This is a genomic window from Kitasatospora sp. NPDC023120 (assembly GCF_055560835.1).
Genome location: NZ_JBVHHY010000014.1, coordinates 1 through 19,029, shown reverse-complemented (window position 1 = coordinate 19,029; position 19,029 = coordinate 1). Strand labels below are relative to the sequence as shown.

The window sequence follows — 19,029 nt, the reverse complement described above, 5'->3', positions numbered from 1 at the left end:
CGCATGTCAGCCGGCGGGACGGCGGGCGTGGAGTCAGCGGGGCAGCCCGGGCGGGAAGCCGGTCCAGCGCAGCTCCTCGGGCAGGTGGCCCTGGTCGTTCAGCAGCAGGACGGACGGGGGCCGGCCTGGAGCGTAACGCAGGACCGTCAAGCCCGCGTTGGCGACCTGCAGCCCGAGCCAGCGCCAGGCCGGGGCGTCCAGGGCGTGCCGGACGAGCCAGCCGACCAGGAAGGCGTGGGTGACGACGAGCTCGTGCCGCTCCTCGCCGCCCGCCACCGGACCGGTGAACCGCTCGACCGCCCGCGGCGCCAGTACCGCGCCGATCTCGCACTCCTCCGCCGTGGCGTGCGAGAGGAACTCCAGCAGGAACTCCGCGCTGTCCTCCGGCAGTTCGGTCCGCTCGGGCAGGTACGGGACGTAGTCCCCGGCTTCCTCGCACACCGCGGGCACCACGCCGCCCAGCTGCTTCGCGACCAGCTGCGCGGTCTGCGCGGCCCGGGGCAGCGGGCCGTGGTGCACCGCCGAGATCGGCCGGCCCGCCAGCCGTCGGCCCAGTAGGACGGCCTGCCGGCGTCCGGTGTCGGAGAGCCCGCTGCCGTCTGGCGCGGCCTCGCCGTGGCGGGCCAGGTAGAGGTAGCGGGTGGCGAGGTCGGTCATGCTCCGGGTCTCCTCAACGGGGTTCGCCGTCAACGGGGTTCGACGTCGACGGGGTCGATGTCGACCGGGATCGACGTGAACAGGGGTCGACGTCCATCAGGGGGCGACGTCGAAACGACGTCAGGTCGTTCCGGAGCGACGCACCGCACCGCCCGTCCGGTTCCGGCTCAGCCGGTCTGGCTGTCGCCCCGGTGGGCCTGGTCCAGCAGGGCCAGCTCCTCGGGCGAGAGCCGCAGCGCCCCGGCGGCGATGTTGTCCTCGAGGTGCGCCACGTCGCCGGTGCCCGGGATGGCCAGGACGTGCGGGCCGCGGTGCAGCGTCCAGGCCAGGCGGACCTGGGCGGTGCTCACCCCGCGCGCCTCGGCCACCGCCCGGACCTGGGTGGACTCGGTGTCGCCTGCTCCGCCTTCCCGTCCCGCGCCGGCGATGGCGTAGAAGGGGACGAAGGCGATGCCCTGCTCGCCGCAGGTCCGCAGCAGCTCGTCCTGTTCGGGCGAGGCGCCGATGCCGTACGGGTTCTGCACGCAGACCACGGGCGCGATGGTCCGGGCCTCGGCGAGCTGGTGCGGGCGGATGTTGGACAGGCCGAGGTGGCGGATCAGGCCCTCCTGCTGCAACTCGGCCAGCGCGCCGAAGCGTTCGGCGATCGAGTCGGTACCGAGGACCCGCAGGTTGACCAGGTCGAGGTGGTCGCGGCCGAGCTGGCGCAGGTTCTGCTCGACCTGGGCGCGCAGCCGCTCCGGGGTGCGGGCGTGCTCCTCCCAGCGGCCGTCGATGCCGCGGGCCGGGCCGACCTTGGTGGCGATCACCAGGTCGTCGCGGTACGGCGCGAGCGCCCGGTTGATCAGCTCGTTGGCGGAGCGCAGCGGGGAGAAGTAGAAGGCGGCGGTGTCGATGTGGTCGACGCCGAGCTCCACAGCGCGGCGCAGCACCCGCAGGGCCTGCTCCCGGTCGCGCGGCACGGCGTGCGGGACGAGGGCCGGGCCGGTCTGCGGGAGGCGCATCGTGCCGAAGCCGATGCGGTGGACGGTGCGGTCGCCGAGGGTCCAGCTGCCGGAGGCGGCGGCGGTCACGGGGGTGGTGGGGATGGTGGGGGTGGTGGTCTCCGAAGTCATGCTGATCATGATCGCCGCTGCACTAACCTGACCGCCAATGATTCGAACATGTCTGAATCCATGGGGGCGGGGCATGGCAGCCGAACTGCTGTTCACGGCGGGCGACCTGGCCCGGATGCGCTTCGCGGTTTCCCCGATGTGGGAGGTCGGCCCGAGCCTGCGGCTGCTGCGCTCGGGGCTCGCCCACGCCGTCCACCGGCCCTGGGTGGAACAGGTGCGGCCCCGGCTGGCGGCGCTCGCACCGGCGTACGCGCTGCTCGCCGAGCTGGTCCCACCCGCCGGGTACGTGCCGGACTTCCTCAACCCGACCCCCGCCGGACCCGCCCCCACGCTGGCGGAGGAGCTGGCGGCGATCCGGGCCACCCCGGCCGAGCGGGTCCGCCACGACCTCGACCGCCTGCGGGAAGACACCCTGCGGCACGATCGCCTGCGGGAAGACAGCCTGCGGCACGATCGCCCGCGGCAGGACCGCCCGCGGCACGACCGCCCGAGGGACGGCCGCGGCCGGCCCGGCCCCCGGCTCCGCGCCCTGTACGACGATCCGGCGGGCGGCCTGGCCCGGCTCACCGAGGCGGTCGAGGTGTACTGGGAGCTGGCACTCGCCCCGTACTGGGTGCGGATCCGCGCCGTCCTGGACGCGGACGTCCTGTACCGCGCCCGGCAGGCCGCCGAGCACGGCGCGGCACGGGTCCTGAACGACCTGCACGCCGAACTCCGCTGGACGGAGGACACCCTGCGGCTGCGCCACCGCACCCGCCCGCTGCCGGGCCGGACGGCCGGGGCGGGACTGCTGCTGGTGCCGTCCGCCTTCACCGGCCCGGCCCTCTACACCCGACTCACTCCGCCCGACCCGCTGCAGCTCGCCTACCCGGCGCGCGGCATCGGCACGCTGTGGGCGAGCGCCCCGGCGGCCGGTACCGAGGCGCTCGCCGCCGTCCTCGGCCGCTCGCGCACCCGGCTGCTGACAGAGCTGGCGGCCCCGGCGTCCACCACCGAACTGGCCCGGCGCACCGGGCTCTCGCCTTCGGCGGTGTCCCAGTACCTGACGGCCCTGCGGGACGCGCGCCTGGTCAGCGCCCACCGGGCCGGCCGGTCGGTGCTGTACGCGCGGACGGCCTCGGCGGAGGCGCTGCTGGCGCCACTGGCGGAGGGATGAGATCTGTTCCTCCGGCTACCGTAATGTCAGCCGATCCTCCCCGGTGTCATCTGGCAGGATCCGCCCGACGTCCGTAGCGTGCGGGACATGACACCCAGTCAGCACCCCCGGAGCCCCCGGCACCCCCGGCACCCCCGGCACCCCCGGCACCCCCGGCGCCCTCGGAACCCGTGGCACCCTCGGAACCCGTGGAGCGCCCGGAGTCCACGTCCCAGCCGGACCGCCGGACGGGCCCTCGTCGCCGCCCTGCTCGCGGCCGCCCTCGGCACCGTCGCGCTCACCGGGCCACCCGTCCGGTCGGACGCCCCGACCGCCGGGGCCCGGCTCCGCCCGGCCGGTGCGCCGCCCACCGTGTACGCGCACCGCGGCGCATCCTCCGCCGCGCCCGAGAACACCCTGGTCTCGGACGAGGTCGCCCGGCGCGGCGGCGCCGAGTGGATCGAGAACGACGTCCAGCCCAGCAGGGACGGCGTCCCGTACGTGCTGCACGACGAAACCGTGGACCGCACCACCGACGGCAAGGGCCGCATCCGCGACCTGACCGCCGCCCAGCTCGACGCGCTGGACGCGGGCTCCTGGTTCGCCCCGGCCTACGCGGGCACCCACCTGCCGAGCCTCGCGGCCCAGCTGGAGGACCTGCGCACCCGCGGCGGCAAGCTGCTGCTGGAGATCAAGGGGCCGCACACCCGCGAGGAGGTCGCCCGGATCGTCCGGGAGGTCCGCGACCACGGCATGACCGACCGGGTCCTCGTCCAGAGCTTCGAGGTGGACGCCCTGCGCCACACCCGCGAGCTGGCCCCCGAGCTGCCGCTCGGCCTGCTGCGCGGGGGCCTCGACGCCGACCCGGTCGCCACCGCCCGCGAGCTCGGCCTGAGCGCCTACAACCCCTCCGACGACGCACTCTCCGCCCGCCCCGCCGTGGTCGAGGAGCTGCACGCCGCCGGGGTCGCCGTCAACGTCTGGACGGTCGACCAACCCGCCCGCTGGAAGGCCCTCGCCGCCGCCGGCGTGGACGGCATCATCACCAACCGCCCGGCGGAGCTGGTCGGTTGGAACGCGGCGTGGCAGGACTCCGCCGCCGCCACGTAGGCTGCTGGGCATGGACCGGGAGAACGCCGATCCCGCCGGACCCGGCCCGGTCGGTCGGACGGCGGGAGCCCTCTGCGAGAGTGCGGGTATGACGATTCCGATCCTTCGCTGCGCCGTCCTGGACGACTTCCAGGGCGTCGCCACCAGCTGCGTCGACTGGTCCCCGGTGGCCGATCGGGTCGCGGTGACGGCCTTCCGCGAGCACTTCGGCTCGGAGGAGGAACTCGCCGCGGCGCTGGCCGACTTCGACATCGCCGTCACCCTGCGCGAGCGGGTGCCCTTCCCGGGGTCGCTGTTCGCCCGGCTGCCGAAGCTCAAGCTGCTGATCGCCTCCGGCATGCGGAACTCGGTGATCGACTACGCGGCCGCCGAGGCACACGGCGTGACAGTGTGCGGCACGGCCAGTTCCTCCACCCCTCCCGTCGAACTGACCTGGGCCCTGCTGCTCGGACTGGCCCGCGGCCTCGTCCGGGAGAACACCGCGCTGCGCGAGGGCGGACCGTGGCAGAGCGTCGTCGGCGCCGACCTGCACGGGCGGGTGCTCGGGCTGCTCGGCCTCGGGAAGATCGGCAGCCTGGTCGCCAAGGTCGGGCTCGCCTTCGGCATGGACGTGGTCGCGTGGAGCCGGAACCTGACCGACGAGCGGGCCGTCGAGGCGGGCGTGCGTCGCGCGGTGACGAAGGAGGAGCTGCTCGGCGGCAGTGACTTCGTCTCGATCCACCTCGCGTCGAACGAGGGCACCCGGGGGCTCATCGGCGCCGCCGAACTCGCCCTGATGAAGCCCGACGCCTACCTGGTCAACACCTCGCGGGCGGCGATCGTCGACCAGGACGCCCTGCTCGCCGCGCTCACCGGGGGTACGATCGCGGGCGCGGCCGTGGACGTCTTCGACATCGAGCCGCTGCCCGCCGACCACCCGATGCGCACCGCGCCCCGGCTGCTCGCCACCCCGCACCTGGGGTACGTGTCGCAGGACAACTACCGGCGGTACTACGGGGAGGCGGTGGAGGACATCGCGGCCTTCCTGGCGGGCGATCCGATCCGTCGACTCGGCTGACGCCTCCGGCGCGTGCCCGGCCCCGGGTCGCATACTGACGGGATGACTGACCGCATGACGGGCGGAGACGACGACCGTGGCCGGGGCGCGGCCCGGCGCGGGGTGCTGCGGGCGGGTGCGGCGGCGCTGGTGCTGGGCGCGGCGGGGTGCACGGGCGGGAGCAAGTCGCGGACGGCGGAGCCGAGTCCGAGCACGGCATCGCCCGCGACACCCACCGCGACACCGACTCCCAGTCAGGCTCCCAGCCGGACGCCCGACCCGCTGCCCCAGCCGCCGCTCTGGCAGCCCGGACCGTCCGAGATCCAGCCCGATGTGAAGCGCCGCGCCGTGGAGCTGGTCGCCGCGCTCGGTGCCTGGCCGCCCGGCGGTCAGGGTGTGGAAGCGGCCCGGGCCCGGGTGGCGGCGCTCGGGCTGCCGCCCGGGCTGGCCGACCAGGCGGGCCCGCTGGCCCCGGCGGCGTCCGAGGCGAGCCTGGAGGTGGTCGTCGCCCAGTACGGCGGGATCCTCGACGACTCGGCGAGCGTGCTGGTGGTGTGCCGGCAGTGGAGCCGCGCCCCGGACGGCTCGGTGGCCGAGGGCGGTACCACGGTGGACGTCCGGCTGAGCCGGGCCGAGCCGCGCTGGACCGTCACCGACCTGCACCCGGGCGTCGCGGGCCCGGCCGCCGCCTCACCGCCCCCGGCGGTGGCCAGGGTGCTGGACGAGCCGAGGATCGAGCTGCCGCCCGAGGCGGCGGCCGATCTGCGCAGCGGCACCGTCCACGACAGCGTGCTGGAGGCGATGCTGCGGCTGGCCGGCCCGTACACGCTGTCGGTGAGCGTGGTACGGACCGGCCATCCGCTGGACGTCTTCGGGACGACCCGGCCCAGCGACCATCCGCCGGGCCGGGCCTTCGACGTCTGGCGGATCGACGGCATGGCCGTGGTGGACCGGGCCACGCCTCGGCAGCTGGTCGAGTCCTTCATGCGGGACGCGGCCGCCGCCGGTTCGTACAACGTGGGCGGTCCGGTGGCGATCCCGGGCGTCGGCAACCAGTTCTTCACCGACGACACCCACCATGACCACTGCCACGTGGGGTTCAGGCAGTGACCGCCGTACGTCAGTTGACGTTGACGCCGCTCCAGGCCGCCGCCACCGCGTTGTACTCGGCGCTGCCGGCGCCGTACAGGTCGCGGGCCGCGTTGAGCGAGGCGGCGCGGGCGCCCTTGTAGGTGGTGGTGGACGTCATGTAGACGGTCAGCGCGCGGTACCAGATCTTGGCGACCTTCTGGTTGCCGATGCCGGTCAGCGTGGAGTTGTTGCAGGTGGGGCTGTTGTAGGTGACACCGTTGACGGTCTTGGTGCCGCTGCCCTCGCTGGCCAGGTAGAACCAGTGGTTGCCGACGCCCGAGGAGTTGTGCACGTCCAGCTTGCCGACCGAGCTGCTCCAGCAGTCCGCCGAGCGGCCGTCCAGCGAGGGCTTGTCGAAGCGGCGCAGCCACGGCGGGGTGGACTGGTCGCTGAACAGGTAGTCGCCCTTGTCGATGGAGTTGTTGGCGTACCACTCGACCATCGTGCCGAAGATGTCGCTGGTGGACTCGTTGAGGCCGCCGGACTCGCCGCTGTAGCGCAGGTTGGCGGTGGCGCTGGTGACGCCGTGGGTCATCTCGTGGCCCATGGTGTCGAGGTCGACCTGCTCGGGGTCGGTGGTGCCGTCGCCGTCGCCGGTCATCATGCAGAAGCAGGCGTCGGACCACTGGGCGTTGTCCCAGTTGGTGCCGACGTGGACGAAGACGGTGGCGCCCTTGCCGTCGTTCTTGATGCCGTTCCGGCCGAAGGTGTTCTTGTAGTAGTCGTACGTCCAGGCGGTGTTGGCGTGGGCGTCGACGGCCGCGGTGGAGCGGTCGGTGGAGAACTTCCTGCCGTCGCCGAAGACGTTGGTGGCGCTGGTGAACGCGGTGCCCGAGGTGGCCTTGACCGAGCTCGACGAGAGGTTGTGGGCGTCCTTGGTGACGTGGCCGCGGATCGGGTCGGTCAGGGTGTAGCCGCCGCTGACCGGGGTGGTGTCGATGGTGATCGTGCCGGTGTACTCCGAGTTTCCGGTGCCGGAGGCCTGGTGCTCGGCGTCGTAGGACTCGATCTGCTCGCCGGTGGTGGCGTCGGTGACGACGACCTTGCCGGCCGGCTGGCCGTGCTCGCCGGTGCCCTCGACGGTGGTCCGCCAGGCGAGGCGGGGGGTGCCGTCGGCGGCCCAGACGACCAGCTCGGGGGTGCTGACGGCGTCCCGGACGCCCGGGGCGGCGGACAGCGCGTTCGCGGCGCCGGACTGCGCGGGGACCTTCGGGACGGTCGACTTCACGGCGGCGTCGTGGGCGGCCGCCCGGGAGGTGTCCTTCAACTTGCCCTTGGCGTCCTGGTGGACGACCAGGTCCCCGCCGACCACCGGCAGGCCCTGGTAGGTGCGGTCGAAGCGGACGTGCGAGGTGCCGTCGGCGTCGAGCACGACGTCCTTGAGCACGAGGTCCTGGCCGGCGCCGAAGCCGAAGACCGCGGCGTTGTGGGCCACGTTGGCGCGGGCCTGGGATATCGCGGCCTCACGCGGGTCGGGCGCGGCGGAGGCCGTCGCGGCGGGGATGGTCGCACCGGCGAGGGCGGCGACGATCGCGACGGCTCCGGCCACGCGGGCACGGCGGAAGGAGGACGTGGGGGTCACTCTGACTCCAGTGGGGGTTAGCTGCAGGGATAGGAGCTGGGTCAGAGATTGACGGCGATCAGTCAGGCGCAGCTAGAGGAAAGGTCATAACTTTGCCAAGTTGTGTCCTTTGATGGTCAAAAATGATCGGAAGTTAACATGCGCTCCACAGTGCGGTTGTGACGATCGACTACACGCGGCGCGGGGGAGCGCCCGGAAACCGTGCGCGCCCGGACCCCGCAGCGCCTACGCTCTCGGTCCATGGGCGGATGGATGGGGGCCTGGACCGGTGGGCGGGCGGCCGTCCACGTGGGCGACGTCGCGGACTTCAACGCGCAGTTCTTCGGCCCCGGCATGGACGCCGCACAGCGACTGCGGCGGCTGCGGCAGGCCCACCACTACGCCTGTCTGGCCGTCGGCTACAGCCCCGAACCGGCACTGCTGGTGCTGCCCGCCGAGGTCGCCCCGGAGTGGACCGACTGGCTGGCCCGGGAGTTGGCCTGGGGCCCGGTCGAGGTGCACAGCGGCGTGGCACCGGACCGGACGGTGGCGGAGGCGCTCGCCGCCCGCCCCGCCCTGGCCGCGCGGATCGCCGACTCCGGCCACCCGGTGGTCGGGTGGGGACGGACCGCCGCGCAGGGCGGGGGGCCCGAGCTGGACGCCGTCCGCCGCTACGAGTCCAAGGCCGCCGCGCACGACCTCTTCGCCGGCCTCGCCCCCGGGCACCCCGGGATCGTCGTCCCGCACCAGGAACGCCCGGACGGCCGCCGCCGGGCCGGCCGTCGGCTGGCCGCCCGCGCCGCCCGGGGGCTGACCACCGTACTGAAGAGCCCGTACGGCGTCGGGGGCTACGGCACCGTCGTGGTCGAGCCCGCCGAGCTGTTCGCCGCGGGCGGCGGCCGGGCCCTGCTGCGGCGCCTGGTCCGGACCGAGGTCCTGCCGCCGGACGGCGCGCTGCTGCTGGAGGAGCACGTCGACCCGGGCCCGGCCGCCCGGCTGCGCGACCTCACCTACGACGCCGTGGTCGGCCCGGACGGCACCGTCCACCCGGTCGGCGCGGGCGCCATGGACGTGGCCGGCACCCGCTACCAGGGCGTCACCGTCGGCCCCGGCGCCGTCCCGCCGGGCGCCGCCGCGACCGCCCGCCGGTTCGCCCTCGCGGTGGGGGAGCGGCTGGCCGCCGACGGCTACCGCGGCTGGTACGACGTCGACTTCGTCACCGACCGGGAACGCCGGCTCGCCCCCACCGAGATCAACCTGCGGCTCACCGGCCCGGCCGTCGCCTTCGTGCTGGCCGCCCGCCTCGACGCGGTGCGCGGCCCCGGCCACCTGGTCCGCACCCTGGACGGGATGCCGCTCGGCGCCCGGCTCGCCCCGGCGGCGCTGCACGACCACCTGCAGCGGTTGCGGCCGCGCTGCGCCCGGCTCGGCATCACGCTGCTGCCGCTGATCCCGACGGCCTGCCACGAGCCGGAGCCCACCGTCGGACTCGCCCTCGCCGGGCCGGACGCCGAGGCGCTGGACGCCGCCGAGGGGCTGGTGGCGGCGGCGAACCACGGGCTGGCCGGGATGTTCGAGGCGCTCAGATGACGGCCACTCACTTCTTGGCAGGCTGGCGCGGCTTGGTCAGCAGGAAGACCACCACCACGACCGCCGCCAGCATCAGCGGGACGTTGAAGACGAGGATCATCGCGGTCTCGCGCGACCAGTCCGTGGCGGAGGTGAGCCGGTAGAGGTTGTCCTGCGGCCACCAGGAGGCGAGCAGCCAGAACACCGCCACGTAGGTGTACACGGACAGCCGGAACGGGCGGCCCTGCCGCAGTACCGCCGGGAGGCCGAGGAAGAGGAACGCCATCCCCGCGCCGAAGGCGAGGTTCTCGCACAGGTAGAGCAGCCGGAAGCCGAAGTGGTAGCCGGCGGGCACCGCCGAGAGGTCCGTCGAGCCGGGGAAGAAGGAGTCCGTGGTGACCCAGGCGAAGAACGCTCCGAGCACCACCGCGGCCACCGCGAAGCAGCCCGTCGGGCTCTCCGCGCCGCCCCCGCCCCCGGCCTTGCCGCCGCCCTTGCGGGATCCGGCCTTGCCCGAGCGGGCGGGGGCGGTGTGCTCCGGCGGGGCCGGCAGCGGCAGCGCCGCGCGGTCCAGCTTGCCCGCCCGGGTGCGCGGCAGCTCGGGCACCGGGACGACGGCGGCGGGCACCGAGCGGCCCTTGAGCTGCGTCTTCAGGTACTGGGAGAGCGACCAGCCGTCCGCTGCGTCGGCACCGTCCGCGCCCGGCTCGGTCACCGCGTAGCCGACCAGCTGCCGCTGCCCCGGCACCGGCTCCACCTCGACGACGGCAGCCTCCCGCACCGCCGGATGCCCGCGCAGGACACCCTCCGCCCGGACCGCCGCCCGCACCCGCGCCAGCACGCCGATCGGCCGCTGCTCGCCGAGCGGGCCGACCACGGTCGCGGCCCGCGCGGTGAACTCCAGCACACCGTCCGCCCGCAGCACGCCGAGGTCGCCGGTCAGCAGCACCCGGCCGTCCGGGTCGAAGTCCGCCCGGACGAAGCGGCGGGCGGTGTCCGCCGGCCGGTCGAGGTAGCCGCGGGTCAGGCCGGAGCCGGCGATCGCGATCTCGCCCGCCAGGCCCGGCTTGGCGGGGGTGCCGTTCGGGCCGAGCACGTACACCCGGGTGCCGGGGAAGGGCCGGCCGACCAACGAGACCTGCTCGGCGCCGTCCGCGGCGGCGGTGCCCTGCGCGTCGAAGTAGGTGCTGTCCACGGTGGCCTCGGCCAGCCCGTAGACGTTCAGCACCCTGACCCCCTCGCCGAGCAGCCGCTGCAGGCCCAACTGCTCGTCCAGGTACCACTTCTCGGCGCCGACGGTGAGCAGCCGCACCCCGGGCAGGCCCTGGCCGGTCGCGGCCAGCTGCGCGGTGAGCCGGCGCGCGGTGCGCACGTTCAGCTCCAGCACGGTGATCCGCTCGGCGGCCACCAGAGCGGGCAGCGCGCCGAGGTCGGCGGTGCGGTCCAGGGTGAGGTTGAACGGGGTGACCACCAGGGTGGCACCGGTGCACAGCGCCCGCACCCAGTCGGCCGTGAAAACGTCGAACTCCAGGCTCGCCGTCTGCAGGATCCGGTCCTCGGCGCTCAGCCCGTACACCTCGCGCCAGCCCTCGTACGCGGCGAGCAGGTTGCGATGCTCGACCAGCGCGCCGGCGGGCAGGCCGGTGGAGCCGGAGGTGTAGAAGACGCAGGCGAGGTCCGTCGGCCCGGTCTCCGGCCGGTCGGGCGTCGCCGAGGGCAGCGCCTCCGGGAGCGTGGCCGTGTCCAGGCAGACCAGCTCCGCGGAGCCCGCGTCCGCCAGCCGCACCCGGTGGACCTCCGTGGTCACCACCACGTCCGGCGCGGCATCGGCCAGCACGTGCCGCAGCAGCGCGTCGGGCGCGCTCGGCTCCAGGGGCACGTACGCGGCGCCCGCCTTCAGCACCGCGAGCAGTGCCACGTACACCTCGGTGCCCCGGCCCAGCGCGACCGCCACCCGCCCGCCGGGTGCCAGGCCGCGCTCCGCCAGCAGGGCGGCGAGCCGGTCGGCCCGCGCGTCCAGCTCCCCGTACGTCAGCTCCTGGTCGCCGCAGCGCACGGCCACCGCGGCCGGCGCCCGGCGCGCCTGCCGCTCGACCAGCCCGTGCAGCGTTCCGGCCCGCTCGGCATCCACGTTCATCCGGCCTCCCCCTCGTGCCCGCAACGGAACGTCGAAGGCACGATCCTCCTCCCAACTCCCCTCGGGCAACAGGGTTGTGGCACGTCCACGACGTGGACGGCCCGGCTCCGCCCCGGGCGACGGTCGTAGTCTGCACGCGGACGGACGGCACCGCGTCCGTCCGGCGCCGTGATCGGAGACCCAAGCCCCATGACCGCGAGTTTCGACGGCCCGCTGCTGCGCACCAAGGACGTGGACGTCGTGCGCGACGGCCGCCACCTGCTGCGCGGGATCACCCTGGAGATCCACCCGGGCCAGCACTGGGCACTGCTCGGCCCCAACGGCGCGGGCAAGTCCACCCTGCTCGCCCTGCTCGGCGCGGTCTCCCACCCCACCCGCGGCGAGGTGGACGTGCTCGGCCGCCGGCTCGGCCGGGTCGACGTCCGCGAGCTGCGCGCCCACCTCGGGCACGTCAACCCGCGCCACCCGCTGCGCTCGCCGCTGACCGTGCGCGAGGTCGTCCTCACCGGGCACACCAACACCATCGAGCCGGAGCTGCACCGCAAGCCGGGCCCGGAGGTGCTGGAGCGCGCCGAGCTGCTGATCGAGACGCTCGGCATGCGCGCGATGGCCGAGGCCCCGTGGACCACCCTCTCCCAGGGCGAGCGCGGCCGGGCCCTGATCGCCCGCGCCCTGATGCCCAGCCCCCGCCTGCTGCTGCTCGACGAGCCGGCCACCGGGCTGGACCTCACCGCCCGCGAACTGCTGCTGGACAGCCTGGACCTGCTGCGCCACCAGCACCCGGAGCTGGCCGGCGTGCTGGTCACCCACCACCTGGAGGAGCTGCCGGAGAGCACCACCCACGCCCTGCTGCTGCGCGCCGGAGAGTGCGTGGCGGCCGGACCGGTGGCGGAGGTGATGACCACCGCTCTGATCAGCGAGACCTTCGGCCACCCGATCCGGATCAGCCGCCACGAGGGCCGCTGGACGGCCCGTGCCGCCGCCCGCCGGACACCGGGAAGGTAACGGTTCAGGGGGTGGGTGTAGACGCTGGGACATCCATACGTAAGGTATGCCTTAGCTAACGACGGGGCTCCGGCCCCGCCGGCCCTCGCACTGCTCGGCATCCCCATGCCCTTTTCCGTTGGAGCCCGCATGTCCGCCCGTCGCCGTTCCACCGCAGCCGCGCTGCTCACCCTCGCTGTGGCGACCGCAACCCTGGCCGGCTGCTCGTCCAAGAAGGACGACAAGGCGGCCTCCTCCGACGCCGTCAAGGTCAACGCCACCGACAGCGCGTGCGAGGTCTCCAAGACCACCTTCCCGGCCGGACACGTCGTGCTGGACATCAGCAACAAGGGCTCCAAGACCACCGAGGTCTACGTCTACGGCGCCGGTGACAAGATCGTCACCGAGCGCGAGAACATCGGCCCCGGCACCAAGGCCAGCATCAACGCCGAGATCAAGGCCGGCTCGTACGAGATCGCCTGCAAGCCCGGCATGGTCGGCGACGGCATCCGCCAGAAGATCACCGTGACCGGCGAGGGCGGCAGCGCCGCTCCGGCCGACCCGCGCCTGACCGCCGCCGTCGACGCCTACCGCACGTACGCCCAGCAGCAGGCCGACGCCACCATCCCGGCCGTCCAGGCCTTCGCCGACGCGATCAAGGCCGGCGACCTGGAGAAGGCCAAGTCGCTGTACGCGGCCTCGCGCACCGGCTGGGAGCGCACCGAGCCGGTCGCCGAGAGCTTCGGCGACGTCGACCCCAAGACCGACACCCGCGAGGACAAGGTCGAGGCCGGCCAACAGTGGACCGGCTGGCACAAGCTGGAGAAGTCGCTCTGGGCCGACGCCAAGATCGGCGACGACGAGAAGAAGCTCGCCGACCAGCTGGTCAACGACCTCACGGACTGGCAGAAGAAGATCCCCGAGGCCGAGATCACCGCGACCAGCATGGCCAACGGCGCCAAGGAGCTGCTGGACGAGGTCGCCACCAACAAGATCACCGGCGAGGAGGACCGCTACAGCCACACCGACCTGGCCGACTTCCAGGCCAACGTCGAGGGCGCGCAGAAGGCCTACGAGCTGCTGAAGCCGGTCGCCTCCGAGAAGGACGCGGAGCTGGCCAAGACGCTGGACTCCGAGTTCGCCGCCATCAACACCCTGCTCGCCAAGTACAAGCAGGCCGACGGCACCTTCACCTCCTACGACAAGGTCACCGAGGCCGAGCGCAAGGCCTTCTCCGACGCGGTCAACTCGCTGGGCGAGCCGCTGTCGAAGCTGGCCGCCGCCGTGGTCGCCAAGTAGCCGACCCCCGGGCCGGGAGCACCGACCCGGCCGCGAGCTGAGATCCACCCCACCGACGCCGTGGCGGCCCGACCGGCCGCCACGGCATCCGTGAGTCGGCGCACAGCAGTTCGCACCCACAGCAGTTGAGCACCCCGAGCAGTTCAGTACCGAGAAGGGCCCGCCGCCGATGGACGCCGAGAACGAGCAGCAGAACGGGACGCCGGCCACCACCGACGCCACCGCGACCAAGAGCGCGGTCAGCCGACGCGCCGTCATCGGCTGGGCCGGCGCGGGCGTCGCGCTCGGCGCCGCCGCCGTCGGCTCCGTCGCCGCGGCCACCAAGCAGGACGACCCCGCCCCGGCGGCGGCCGCCGCCCCGCTCGGCGCCGAGGTGCCGTTCTACGGCGACCACCAGTCCGGCATCGCCACGCCCGTCCAGGACCGGCTGCACTTCGCCGCCTTCGACGTCTCCGAGAAGGCCACCCGGGAGTCCCTGGTCAAGCTGCTCAAGGAGTGGACCAAGGCCGCCGCCGCGATGACCGGCGGCCGCGAGGTCGGCACCGGCGCCGCCACCGGCCTGCCCGAGGCGCCGCCGGACGACACCGGCGAGGCCCTCGGCCTGCCCGCCTCCCGGCTCACCCTCACCATCGGCTTCGGCCCGAGCCTGTTCGAGAAGGACGGCGTGGACCGCTTCGGCCTGAAGGCCAAGCGCCCCGAGGCCCTGATCGACCTGCCGGGCTTCAAGGGCGACAAGCTCGACCCCACCCGCAGCGGCGGCGACATCTGCGTCCAGGCCTGCGCCGACGACCCGCAGGTCGCCGTGCACGCGATCCGCAACCTGGCCCGCATCGGCATGGGCACCGTCAACATCCGCTGGTCCCAGCTCGGCTTCGGCAAGACCTCCTCCACCACCCCGGACGCGCAGACCCCGCGCAACCTGATGGGCTTCAAGGACGGCACCCACAACATCGCGGGCACCGACACCGGGAAGCTCGCCGACCACGTCTGGGCCGCCCCCGGCGACGGCCCCGAGTGGATGACCGGCGGCTCCTACCTGGTCGCCCGGCGGATCCGGATGCACATCGAGACCTGGGACCGCACCGCGCTCAAGGAGCAGGAGGACGTCTTCGGCCGCACCAAGGGCGAGGGCGCCCCGTACGGCAAGTCCAAGGAGCACGACGCGCCGGACCTCAAGGCGATGCCCGCGGACTCGCACGTCGCGCTCGCCCACCCGGACGCCAACAACGGCCTGATGATCCTGCGCCGCGGCTTCTCCTTCACCGACGGCACCGACGGCCTCGGCCGCCTGGACGCCGGCCTGTTCTTCCTCGCCTACCAGCGCGACACCCGCAAGGCCTTCGTGCCGCTGCAGACCCGCCTGGCCGCGAGCGACAAGCTCAACGAGTACATCCAGCACGTCGGCTCCGCGCACTTCGCCTGCCCGGCGGGCGTGCGCAAGCCGGGGGAGTGGTGGGGCCAGGCCCTGTTCGGCTGACCCGACCCGCCCCCGTCCGTACCACCCTCTTCACCCCCCAGGAGGCCGCGTGTTCGGCAACTACCTGATCGGCCTGCGCGAAGGCCTCGAAGCCAGCCTGGTCGTCTGCATCCTGATCGCCTACCTGGTCAAGACCGACCGCAAGGACAAGCTGCCGCCGGTCTGGCTCGGCGTCGGCTCGGCCGTGGTGCTCTCGATGGCCTTCGGTGCCGTGCTGCAGTTCGGCTCCTCGCAGCTCACCTTCGAGGCCCAGGAGGCGCTCGGCGGCTCGCTGTCGATCATCTCGGTCGGCCTGGTGACCTGGATGGTGTTCTGGATGCGGCGCACCGCCCGGCACCTGAAGGCCGAGCTGCACGGCAAGCTGGACGCGGCGCTCGCGATGGGCACCACGGCCCTGGTGGTCACCTCCTTCCTGGCCGTCGGCCGCGAGGGCCTGGAGACCGCGCTGTTCATCTGGTCGGCCGTGCAGGCCACCGACGACGGCTGGAACCCGCTGGTCGGCGCCGCGCTCGGCCTGCTCACCTCGGTGGTGCTCGGCTGGCTGTTCTACCGCGGCGCGCTGAAGATCAACCTGGCCAAGTTCTTCACCTGGACCGGCGCGATGCTGGTCGTGGTCGCGGCGGGCGTCCTCGCCTACGGCGTGCACGACCTGCAGGAGGCCGGCTGGCTGCCCGGCCTGCACAGCGTGGCCTTCGACATCTCCAGCACCATCCCGAAGGACAGCTGGTACGGCACCCTGCTGAAGGGCGTCTTCAACTTCCAGCCCGACCCGACGGTGCTGCAGCTGGTCATCTGGCTGGCCTACCTGATCCCCACCCTGGCCGTCTTCTTCAACGTCCTCGGCGGCGGCAGCAAGACCAAGCCCGCCCAGCCCGTCACCGCCGAGTCGGCCGCCTGACCCGGCACCCCGACCGCACCGAACCGCCCCGCCCGGCACCCGCCGGACGGGGCGGTTCCGTGTGTGGGCCCGTGAAGGAGCCCCCGGGCGGTTCGGTCGAACCGCCCGGGGGCTCCGGTGGTACGGCGCCGGGCTACTCGCTCTTGATGGCGCCCAGGATGTCCAGCTTCGCCGCCTTGAAGGCGGGCCAGAGGGCGGCCAGCAGACCGATCACGGCGGCCGCGAGCAGGAAGCCGACGACCTGGACCGGCGGGACCACGGTGGTGATGCCCTTGAGGCTGTCCGCCATCGTACGGACACCGGCCCACGCCACCAGGATGCCGAGGCCGATCCCGACCAGCCCGCCGAACAGCGCGATCAGCAGGGACTCCAGGCGGACCATCCGGCGGATGCCGAGCCGGTCCAGGCCGATCGCCCGCAGCATGCCGATCTCCCGGCGGCGCTCGAACACCGACATCGCCATGGTGTTGACGACACCGAGCACCGCGATGACGACGGACATGCCGAGCAGCCCGTACATCATGTTCAGGATCCCGTTGAGCAGCTGGCGGTTCTCCGCCTTGATGTCCTTCTCGCCCTTGACCGCGATCAGCGGGTTGCCGCCGGTCGCGTCGCGCAGTGCCTGCTTCAGTTCCCCGGTCGGGCCGTTCGCGCCCTTGACCAGGACCTTGTCCAGTCCGGCCCCGGGTGCCGCGTGCGGGCCGACGACGGCGTCGGGGGCGACGATCCCGGCCAGCACCGAGTTGGCCTCGATGACGGCGCCGACGGTCAGCGAGCCCTTGCTGCCGTCCGGGTAGGTGACGGCGAGGGTGTCGCCGACCTTGTGGCCGTTCTGCCCGGCGCTGCCCGAACTCACCAGCAGCTTGCCCTGCTTGAGGGCGTCCGGCGAGCCTTCCTTGACCTTGACGGTGACCAGCTGGTCGATCGTGGCGGCGTCGACCGCCGTCAGCCACTTGTTGTCCGACCCGTCCGGGCCGCTCTCCACGGGGACGGTGCGCACCACGCTCGTCGCCTGGACGCCGGGCGCCTTGGCGATCTGGGTGGCGACCTCGGGGGAGAGCATCGAGAAGTTCTGCATGGTGACCGCGTAGTCGGCCTTGAGGTCGTTCGCGGCGGCGTCGTCCACGGCCTTGTTCACCGAGGCGCCGATCACGGTCAGCGAGGTGATCAGGGTCACGCCGATGGTCAGCGCCGAGGCCGTGGCGGCGGTACGGCGCGGGTTGCGGATGGCGTTCTCCTTGGCCAGCTTGCCCGCAGTGCCGTACAGCCGGCGCAGCAGCGGGGCGAACAGCGCGATCAGCGGCCGGGACAGCAGCGGCGTGAGGACGAAGACGCCGATCAGCAGCGCGCCCGCGCCGAGGCCGACCAGCTTGACCTCCTTGCCGGCCACGCCGGCGGCCAGCCCGCCCGCGCCGGCCAGGGCGAACAGCAGGCCGATGGTGTTGCGGACCACCAGGCTCTTGTGGGTCGCGGGCTGCTCGACCGAGCTCATCGCGGCCACCGGAGCGATCCGGGAGGCCCGGCGGGCGGGCAGCCAGGCGGCCAGCACCGTCACCAGCACGCCGACCGCGATCGCGGCGATCGCCGTGCTCGGAGCGACGATCAGCGGGCCGTCCGGCAGGTTCGCGTCCATCGGGCCGTTGAGGAACGCCTTGAGCCCGACGGCGACGCCGATGCCCGCCAGCAGGCCGGCCGCCGACGCGGTGAGGCCGACCAGGAGCGCCTCGATCAGCACCGACCGGGTGATCTGGCGGCGGGTCGCGCCGACGGCGCGCAGCAGGGCCAGTTCCTTGGTGCGCTGGGCGACCAGCATGGTGAAGGTGTTGGCGATGATGAAGATCCCGACGAACAGCGCGATGCCCGCGAAGACCATCAGGAAGGTGCTCAGGGCCTTGGTGCCCTGCTTGATCATCCGGTCCTGCTCGGCGGCGAGCTCGCGACCGGTCTGGGCGTCGATGTTGTCGCCCTGCGGGACGGTCTGCTTGACGGCGGCGAGCAGCGCGGTGTCGTCGGTGCCCGGCTTGGCCTTGACGTCCAGCTCGCCGAAGCGGCCCGGGCTCAGGTAGAGCTGCTGGGCGGTGGCGGTGTCGAAGGCGGCCAGCGAGCCGCCGGCCTGCACGCGCGGGTCGTTGGTGTGCAGGGTGCCGGTGAGCTTGAGCTCCATCACCGGGCCGTTGACGGCGACCCGCACGGTGTCGCCGACCTTGTAGCCGCCCTTGTCGGCGGTCCTGGTGTCGAGGGCGACCTCGGTGGCGTTCTTCGGGCCGCGCCCCTCGACCAGCGGGTAGCGCGGGTCGGTGCCGTCGGCGCCCGGCACGTAGTTGGTGCCGGTGGTGGAGAAGCCGTCGCCGATCAGCGCGCCCTTCTTGTCGGCGATGCCGGCGAAGCCGCTGACCACGCCGCGGGCATCGGCGACACCGGGCAGTGCGGAGACCTTGCGGCGGGTCTCCTCGGTGAGGGTCGGGCCGGTGCCGGGCTTGCCGCCGTGGTCGTAGCCGCGGCCGACGGCTTCCCGGTCGCCGACCGTGACGGCGATGTCGCTGTAGCTCTTGGAGTTCTGGGTCCTGAGCGCGTTGCCGAAGGTGTCGGAGAAGACGAGCGTGCCGGCCACGAAGGCGGTGCCGAGCATGACGGCGAGCACCGTCATCAGCAGCCGGGCCTTGTGGGCGAGCACGTTGCGCAGTGCGGTGCGGAACATGAGGTGTTGTCAGTCCTGGGGTACTCGTGGGACGGGTGGCATCGGGGCCGGTGGGCCGTGTCAGCTGGTGCGGCCCTTGGCGTCGAAGCGGCGCATGCGGTCCAGGACGGTGTCGGCGGTGGGTGCGTGGAGCTCGTCGACGATGCGGCCGTCGGCGAGGAAGACGACGCGGTCGGCGTAGGAGGCGGCGACGGGGTCGTGGGTGACCATGACGACGGTCTG

General features: G+C 73.5%; 14 protein-coding genes and 1 pseudogene. 9 read left to right on the top strand and 6 right to left on the bottom strand.

The annotated features are described in order from the left end of the window. Nucleotides 1–33: 33 nt before the first annotated feature. Both ACZ3TI_RS21280 and ACZ3TI_RS21275 read right to left on the bottom strand, forming a co-directional pair. On the bottom strand, nt 34–657 hold the full coding sequence (locus tag ACZ3TI_RS21280) for a histidine phosphatase family protein (protein ID WP_465728359.1): 624 nt from the start codon (nt 655–657) through the stop codon (nt 34–36). A gap of 167 nt (nt 658–824) precedes the next feature. After that, nucleotides 825–1,772: an oxidoreductase gene (locus ACZ3TI_RS21275; RefSeq protein ID WP_465728357.1), complete on the bottom strand. Its 948-nt coding sequence runs from the start codon at nt 1,770–1,772 to the stop codon at nt 825–827. A 73-nt stretch (nt 1,773–1,845) separates the two neighbouring features. Between ACZ3TI_RS21275 and ACZ3TI_RS21270 the strand changes: the two genes are divergently transcribed. The 4 genes from ACZ3TI_RS21270 (at nt 1,846) to ACZ3TI_RS21255 (ending at nt 6,163) form a co-directional block, all read left to right on the top strand. After that, a complete protein-coding gene (locus tag ACZ3TI_RS21270; protein ID WP_465728355.1) occupies nt 1,846–2,928 on the top strand; it encodes an ArsR/SmtB family transcription factor in 1,083 nt (360 codons plus the stop codon). Between the two features lie 87 nt (nt 2,929–3,015). Beyond that, entirely contained in the window at nt 3,016–4,017 is a 1,002-nt protein-coding gene (locus ACZ3TI_RS21265; RefSeq protein WP_465728353.1) for a glycerophosphodiester phosphodiesterase, read from the top strand. A gap of 88 nt (nt 4,018–4,105) precedes the next feature. Further along, the gene (locus ACZ3TI_RS21260; protein WP_465728351.1) at nt 4,106–5,074 is read left to right on the top strand and encodes a D-2-hydroxyacid dehydrogenase family protein; all 969 of its coding nucleotides are present in this window, start codon (nt 4,106–4,108) and stop codon (nt 5,072–5,074) included. Between the two features lie 42 nt (nt 5,075–5,116). Then, on the top strand, nt 5,117–6,163 hold the full coding sequence (locus tag ACZ3TI_RS21255; protein WP_465728349.1) for a hypothetical protein: 1,047 nt from the start codon (nt 5,117–5,119) through the stop codon (nt 6,161–6,163). A gap of 10 nt (nt 6,164–6,173) precedes the next feature. Here the strand turns inward: ACZ3TI_RS21255 and ACZ3TI_RS21250 are convergent, their stop codons facing one another. Beyond that, nucleotides 6,174–7,766, bottom strand: coding sequence for a M4 family metallopeptidase (locus tag ACZ3TI_RS21250; protein ID WP_465728347.1), 1,593 nt, complete (start codon nt 7,764–7,766; stop codon nt 6,174–6,176). A 240-nt stretch (nt 7,767–8,006) separates the two neighbouring features. On the opposite strand from ACZ3TI_RS21250, the gene ACZ3TI_RS21245 reads away from it, so the two are divergent. Next, nucleotides 8,007–9,335: a hypothetical protein gene (locus tag ACZ3TI_RS21245; protein WP_465728345.1), complete on the top strand. Its 1,329-nt coding sequence runs from the start codon at nt 8,007–8,009 to the stop codon at nt 9,333–9,335. A 7-nt stretch (nt 9,336–9,342) separates the two neighbouring features. Here ACZ3TI_RS21245 and ACZ3TI_RS21240 read toward each other — a convergent pair whose 3' ends face one another. Further along, the gene (locus ACZ3TI_RS21240) at nt 9,343–11,451 is read right to left on the bottom strand and encodes an amino acid adenylation domain-containing protein (RefSeq protein WP_465728343.1); all 2,109 of its coding nucleotides are present in this window, start codon (nt 11,449–11,451) and stop codon (nt 9,343–9,345) included. Between the two features lie 189 nt (nt 11,452–11,640). Between ACZ3TI_RS21240 and ACZ3TI_RS21235 the strand changes: the two genes are divergently transcribed. The 4 genes from ACZ3TI_RS21235 to efeU all read left to right on the top strand — a co-directional run bounded on the left by ACZ3TI_RS21235 (nt 11,641) and on the right by efeU (nt 16,109). Next, nucleotides 11,641–12,456, top strand: coding sequence for an ABC transporter ATP-binding protein (locus ACZ3TI_RS21235; RefSeq protein ID WP_465728341.1), 816 nt, complete (start codon nt 11,641–11,643; stop codon nt 12,454–12,456). 129 nt (nt 12,457–12,585) lie between these two features. Beyond that, complete coding sequence (efeO, locus tag ACZ3TI_RS21230; RefSeq protein ID WP_465728339.1) at nt 12,586–13,734, top strand: iron uptake system protein EfeO; 1,149 nt, start codon at nt 12,586–12,588, stop codon at nt 13,732–13,734. 169 nt (nt 13,735–13,903) lie between these two features. Further along, the gene (efeB, locus tag ACZ3TI_RS21225) at nt 13,904–15,211 is read left to right on the top strand and encodes an iron uptake transporter deferrochelatase/peroxidase subunit (RefSeq protein WP_465728336.1); all 1,308 of its coding nucleotides are present in this window, start codon (nt 13,904–13,906) and stop codon (nt 15,209–15,211) included. Between the two features lie 49 nt (nt 15,212–15,260). Beyond that, nucleotides 15,261–16,109 carry an iron uptake transporter permease EfeU gene (gene efeU, locus ACZ3TI_RS21220; RefSeq protein ID WP_465728334.1) on the top strand — a complete coding sequence of 283 codons (849 nt, stop codon included), beginning with the start codon at nt 15,261–15,263 and terminating at the stop codon, nt 16,107–16,109. Nucleotides 16,110–16,242: 133 nt separating this feature from the next. Here the strand turns inward: efeU and ACZ3TI_RS21215 are convergent, their stop codons facing one another. Together ACZ3TI_RS21215 and ACZ3TI_RS21210 are read right to left on the bottom strand one after the other, a co-directional pair. Beyond that, the gene (locus tag ACZ3TI_RS21215) at nt 16,243–18,807 is read right to left on the bottom strand and encodes an ABC transporter permease (protein WP_465728332.1); all 2,565 of its coding nucleotides are present in this window, start codon (nt 18,805–18,807) and stop codon (nt 16,243–16,245) included. Between the two features lie 60 nt (nt 18,808–18,867). Further along, a pseudogene (locus ACZ3TI_RS21210) lies at nt 18,868–19,029 on the bottom strand (ABC transporter ATP-binding protein); the annotation flags it as partial.

Bases quoted from the DNA above. Each gene is read 5' to 3' on its own strand.
- ACZ3TI_RS21280 (WP_465728359.1), bottom strand. From the start codon at position 657: ATGACCGACCTCGCCACCCGCTACCTCTACCTGGCCCGCCACGGCGAG.
- ACZ3TI_RS21275 (WP_465728357.1), bottom strand. From the start codon at position 1,772: ATGACTTCGGAGACCACCACCCCCACCATCCCCACCACCCCCGTGACC.
- ACZ3TI_RS21270 (WP_465728355.1), top strand. From the start codon at position 1,846: ATGGCAGCCGAACTGCTGTTCACGGCGGGCGACCTGGCCCGGATGCGC.
- ACZ3TI_RS21265 (WP_465728353.1), top strand. From the start codon at position 3,016: ATGACACCCAGTCAGCACCCCCGGAGCCCCCGGCACCCCCGGCACCCC.
- ACZ3TI_RS21260 (WP_465728351.1), top strand. From the start codon at position 4,106: ATGACGATTCCGATCCTTCGCTGCGCCGTCCTGGACGACTTCCAGGGC.
- ACZ3TI_RS21255 (WP_465728349.1), top strand. From the start codon at position 5,117: ATGACTGACCGCATGACGGGCGGAGACGACGACCGTGGCCGGGGCGCG.
- ACZ3TI_RS21245 (WP_465728345.1), top strand. From the start codon at position 8,007: ATGGGCGGATGGATGGGGGCCTGGACCGGTGGGCGGGCGGCCGTCCAC.
- ACZ3TI_RS21240 (WP_465728343.1), bottom strand. From the start codon at position 11,451: ATGAACGTGGATGCCGAGCGGGCCGGAACGCTGCACGGGCTGGTCGAG.
- ACZ3TI_RS21235 (WP_465728341.1), top strand. From the start codon at position 11,641: ATGACCGCGAGTTTCGACGGCCCGCTGCTGCGCACCAAGGACGTGGAC.
- efeO (WP_465728339.1), top strand. From the start codon at position 12,586: ATGTCCGCCCGTCGCCGTTCCACCGCAGCCGCGCTGCTCACCCTCGCT.
- efeB (WP_465728336.1), top strand. From the start codon at position 13,904: ATGGACGCCGAGAACGAGCAGCAGAACGGGACGCCGGCCACCACCGAC.
- ACZ3TI_RS21215 (WP_465728332.1), bottom strand. From the start codon at position 18,807: ATGTTCCGCACCGCACTGCGCAACGTGCTCGCCCACAAGGCCCGGCTG.